5 protein-coding genes are annotated in these 4,783 nt (G+C 51.6%); 3 read left to right on the forward strand and 2 right to left on the reverse strand.

Annotation, left to right across the window (positions count from 1 at the left end; all coding sequences use genetic code 11):
• Together Q0231_RS03400 and Q0231_RS03405 are read right to left on the reverse strand one after the other, a co-directional pair.
• A partial coding sequence (locus Q0231_RS03400) for an RHS repeat-associated core domain-containing protein (RefSeq protein ID WP_299345088.1) occupies positions 1-652 on the reverse strand: 652 nt, incomplete at its 3' end.
• Between the two features lie 36 nt (positions 653-688).
• Positions 689-1,582: a LysR substrate-binding domain-containing protein gene (locus tag Q0231_RS03405; protein ID WP_299345091.1), complete on the reverse strand. Its 894-nt coding sequence runs from the start codon at positions 1,580-1,582 to the stop codon at positions 689-691.
• Positions 1,583-1,738: 156 nt separating this feature from the next.
• Between Q0231_RS03405 and Q0231_RS03410 the strand changes: the two genes are divergently transcribed.
• Genes Q0231_RS03410 through Q0231_RS03420 form a run of 3 tightly spaced genes read left to right on the forward strand, consistent with a single transcriptional unit; the run spans position 1,739 to position 4,668 of the window.
• On the forward strand, positions 1,739-3,349 hold the full coding sequence (locus Q0231_RS03410) for an ABC transporter substrate-binding protein (protein WP_299345094.1): 1,611 nt from the start codon (positions 1,739-1,741) through the stop codon (positions 3,347-3,349).
• 25 nt (positions 3,350-3,374) lie between these two features.
• Positions 3,375-4,007, forward strand: a complete 633-nt coding sequence (locus Q0231_RS03415) for an ATP-binding cassette domain-containing protein (protein WP_299345098.1) — start codon at positions 3,375-3,377, stop codon at positions 4,005-4,007.
• Entirely contained in the window at positions 3,988-4,668 is a 681-nt protein-coding gene (locus Q0231_RS03420) for a hypothetical protein (protein ID WP_299345101.1), read from the forward strand. The genes Q0231_RS03415 and Q0231_RS03420 overlap by 20 nt, the downstream gene beginning before the upstream one ends.
• Positions 4,669-4,783: the final 115 nt, after the last annotated feature.

Consider the following 4,783-nt stretch of genomic DNA (forward strand, 5'->3'; position numbering starts at 1 on the left):
TGACGTATTGCCCGCTACCATAGAACGCGTCCTTATTGTTGGCCGACTGGATTGAAGGAAACAGCGATTGAGTAGCCAAAATTCCAGCAAGCCCTTTATCGTCGGTATAATGATACATGATCAGCCGGGGCTTTCGCGACTCAGAAGCCGCCATTGCTGCAGCAGATGCTAGACCAGCGCTGTTTTGCCGTTCACCTTGCTCAGAAACCGAATTCCAAACATTCTCAGCTGCATCAACACCATAGTCTATCGTGGCCTTGGAAGCTCCAGTTAACGGTCCGCTTTGGTTCATTTTCCCATCGTCAAACAAATCGGCACCGGTCTCTGCGACCCAAACCCCTCCAACAAGTGCTAACCAAGCCGGTACTGCACCAACCTGCGCAACATGCCCACTCGGATCACTCTTATTCACTGGATCATTCAGCGAATATGCATAGCGATTTGTCCCAACCGCAGGATCGGCAGGGTTCCACCAATCTGGTTGAATAAACCTGGCCAGTTCAGGATCGTAATAACGGGCGTTGAGATAGGTTAGACCCGTTTCAACGTCGTGGCTTTCACCAATGTAGCTTTTGGCGTGCTCTGGGGTGAAGGTTTGGTCAACGATCTCATTGAGGTCGCCAAACGGTTGATACTTCGATCTGCCCCGCATTGGCAGACAAGAGGTGACTGAAACAAGTCAACTAGACTATTTCTCAACCGCGCATTGTTGCTTTACCCAGTTCGCGAAGGCTGTAATTCGTTTGTCGCCCCGCAGTTTATGTGGGCAGGCAAAATAATAGGCTTCCTCACATTTCATGCGCGCGTGTATGGGCACCACCAGGTCCCCACGCAGCACCTCTTTGCGCACTAAAAAATCAGGGATTAAGGCAAATCCAATCCCATTCACCGCAGCTTGAATGACATGGGCATAGTGCTCAAACCGAGGCCCCGATTTGATGCGATTTGTGGCGAGGCCAAAGTTATCGCACCACTTATTCCACAGTTTCGGGCGGGTCGTGTGGTGAACAAGAGGATAGTCCAAAATTGCATTGATATCGGCGGGACGCTGCTTTTCAATCAGACTAGGTGCGCAAACGGGAATAACATGCTCGGGCATCAAGAAATCTAACCGCGCGCCCTGCCAGTCATTCATTCCAAAATGGATGGCAATATCAATATCTTCTGTGTCGAAATTGAACGGCTTTATTTTTGAAACCAGATTGAGGTCCAGTCCATGGTGGCTGGCAATAAACTCGTTCAATTTTGGCACCAACCAACGTGATCCAAAGGTTGGCGGCACCGCAACAGTGAGCAAGCCGATCGACTGATTGTGTGAAATAAACCGAGCCGTTGAGGCTTCGATTTCGCTGAGAATTTGAGACATATCTTGTCCATAACGCTCTGCTGCAGGCTCAAGAAACAGCCGTTTTCGCTCGCGTCTAAAAAGCTGAAGACCAAGTTGTGCCTCCATAGATTGGATACGCCGGCTCACCGCGCTTTGCGTCATATTCAACTCTTCGGCCGCCTGCGTGATGCTGCCAAGACGATAAACTGCCTCAAAGCAAACCAACGAATTCATGGATGGTAACGTACGGCGCATTTTCTACCCTTATATTCCATTTTGGAATGATGTTTGCGCATTAACTCGTTTTACACAAGCCCTTTTTCACCACAAAATTCCATCTGTAATTCACCCATACGCCAGCAAAAGGCATGTGGGATTTTTCAGCCGACAATGATCGGCAAGGGAGGAAAAATGAAAAAGCAACTCTTACCATTGGCTGCCCTATTGCTCAGCTCAACATCTTTGAGCGCACTTGCTGGTGGCGAAAAAGTGCCTGACGTCAATTTTCTGACATGGCCAGCGGCCAAGTATCAGCATTATTATGAAACGAGCAATTACGTCGCAGAAGGTTGGCGCGAACTTGGACTAACGGTTAATCTGAACCCACAACCGTTTCCCAACCCAATGCTCGGCAAATGGTTTTCAGAGCATGACTTTGATGCCGTTTTGTCTGTGCTCTCGGGCGCGCCTTACCGCATGGAGCCGGATTTTTTCACCAACGCGCAGTTTAACTCTGCCAATTCCAGCCCAGGCGACTGGAACGTTGGCGAGTTCTCTGATCCGGAAGTGGATCGTTTGGGTCTAAAACAGCTCGGCTTGTATGACCCAGAAGAACGCCGCGCCGTGATTTATGATTTGCAGGCAGCGTTGCACCGCGCCCAACCTGAGTTGGTGGTTGCGGCGGTAATTTCCACCACAGGTATTAATACTGAGAATGTAGAAATTCCAGGATTTGAAGCCGCACCAGATGGATTACGCTCCATTTGGAACTTGACCAAAATGACGTCAAAAACAGGTGAAGCTGTGAAAATGGGTCAAACGATTGACCAGGCTTCATTCAATCCGCTAGCGGCCAATACGGCTGAAGATTTTATCAATCTCAGCTTAATCTATGATCGTTTGATTGAACTTGGTGCGGATGGGAAGCCCCGCAACCGCTTGGCAGAGAGCTACAATGTTGTTGACGACACAACGATTGATGTAAAACTGCGCGAGGGGCACACATTTGCCGACGGCAAGCCTGTCACCGCGGCTGACGTCAAGTTCTCATATGATTACTTCAAAGAATGGGAAGCGGCTTACTACAAGAAATATTTGGAACGGTTGGAGAGCGTTACCATTCTTGATGATGGCACGCTCCGCTTCAAACTCACCGAAGCCTATGCGCCGTTCATCTTGCATACGTTGGGTCAGGTGTTTGTTTTGCCAGAACATATTTGGGGCAGTGTGATTGAAGATACTGGCATTTCCAAACCGCAAGAATATCGCAACACAGATCCTGTGGGCAGCGGGCCGTATAGTTTGAAATATTGGAAAGAGGGTCAAGAGCTCTATTTGGCCAAACGTGACGACCATTTCATGAAGCCTGCCGCTGACCTACTCTATGTGGTTTTTGGATCGGCTGAAGTTGTTGGTGCGGCACTTAAAAAAGGCGAAATTGACATTTCCTTGCAGCCCCTCGTGCCAACTGTAGTTGAAGAGTTTGCGGCTGAGCCGAACATCAAATTGTACCGCACAAATTCAAACGGCTATATGTCCGCGCGCTACAAGACAACTGGGACTGTGTTCTCGAATGAGGCCTTGCGTCAAGCTGCGGCATGGGCAGTTCCATATGATCAGATCATCGAGGAAGTTCTTGGTGGCGACGCCACGCGAAGCGCGTCTTCAATTGTTCCGATCAATGGGTATTGGCACAATGCAACACTTGAGTTGCCACAATACGACATCGAAAAAGCGCGCAAAATGCTTGCCGATGCTGGTTTCACCTGGGACGCAGATGGTGCGTTGCATTTCCCTGAGTAACATCCTTTAGGATCGTCGTTCAATTATGATGCTTCAAGTAAAAAACCTCGCCAAGCGCTATGTGCTTGGCGAGAGCCTTTCGACGCTCTTGGGCCTGACCCAAGCTCAATCAATTCGCGCCGTAGACGGGATAAATCTGTCTGTCCAGCCCGGCGAAGTGTTGGGCCTTGTCGGTGAAAGTGGCTGCGGAAAATCAACCCTTGCCCGCTTATTGGTTGGTCTGGAAGAGCCAAGCGAAGGCGAAATCTCGTTCGGTGGCGACGACATGGCACAATTGCGCCAAGACGATCGCCGCGCATTCCACCGGCAAGTGCAAATGGTGTTTCAAGACCCCTATGGGTCATTGAATCCACAACACACTGTTGAAGAGATTGTCAGCCGCCCGTTGATATATCAAAAGGCGGGGCTGGATAAAAAAGGTCTACGCGAACGCGCAATTGAAGCGTTGAGCGAGGCAGAACTGCTGCCGCCAGAACGCTATCTGGCGAAGTTCCCGCATGAGTTGAGCGGCGGGCAACGTCAACGTGTCCCGGTTCGGGTCGCGGCTAGCCGGGGCGGGCGGGTTCATAAATATCAGCCAGAACGCACGGGCGGTTGTTTTTGCCGGGACCTTCACCGCGCTGGGTCTGGACCTGCAGGTGGCAGAGGGTCAGGTTGAAATCCTTCGGGAAGGCGCGGCCCGCAAGTTTCTGCGCCGGGTCGAACAGGTCACGTTTTCAGGCGCACGAGCGGCGCGGATTGGTCAGCCGGTGCTTTATGTCACCGAACGCTGCGTGTTCGAGCTGACCGGGGACGGGTTGAAGTTGACGGAAATCGCACCGGGGATCAATCTTGGGCGGGATATTCTGGCGCAGATGCGGCTGCCTCCGATTATCGAAGATGTGCAGATGATGGACGCGCGTATTTTCCGCCCCGAAGAGATGGGTCTGCGCACTGACCTGTTGCATCTGGATCTGCCGGACCGGATCGCGCTGGACCCGATGAGCGGGCAGCTGTTTCTAAATTTTGAAAAGCTGCGGGTGCGCAGTTGTGAAGATATCGCGCGGGTGCAGAGTGCGGTGGAACAGGCCTGTGACGGGTTGGTGGCGCGGGTTGATGTCATTGCCAATTACGACGGGTTCCGCATTGACGAGCCGCTTGAAACCGATTGGGCGCGCATGGTGGCCGGACTCACGGACCGGTATTATGGGCAGGTATCGCGGTATTCCGGGTCGGCGTTTATGCGGATGAAGCTGAGCCAGGTGTTTCCCGATACCCCAACCCACATTTTCGAGACCAGCGATCAGGCGCGGGCGTTTCTGGATGCGGGGCAGTCATAGCGGTTTTGTTCAGTCGTTCGAAATGAAAACCATATCCCGGGACAGGGTTTTCTGTTCGGTTGTCGTCAATAATGTGATTGCGTCATCGACGCTTAATCCTTTGCTCCGGGCTTTG

It is taken from the genome of uncultured Maritalea sp. (genome assembly GCF_937139385.1).
GTDB classification, from domain to species: domain Bacteria; phylum Pseudomonadota; class Alphaproteobacteria; order Rhizobiales; family Devosiaceae; genus Maritalea; species Maritalea porphyrae_A.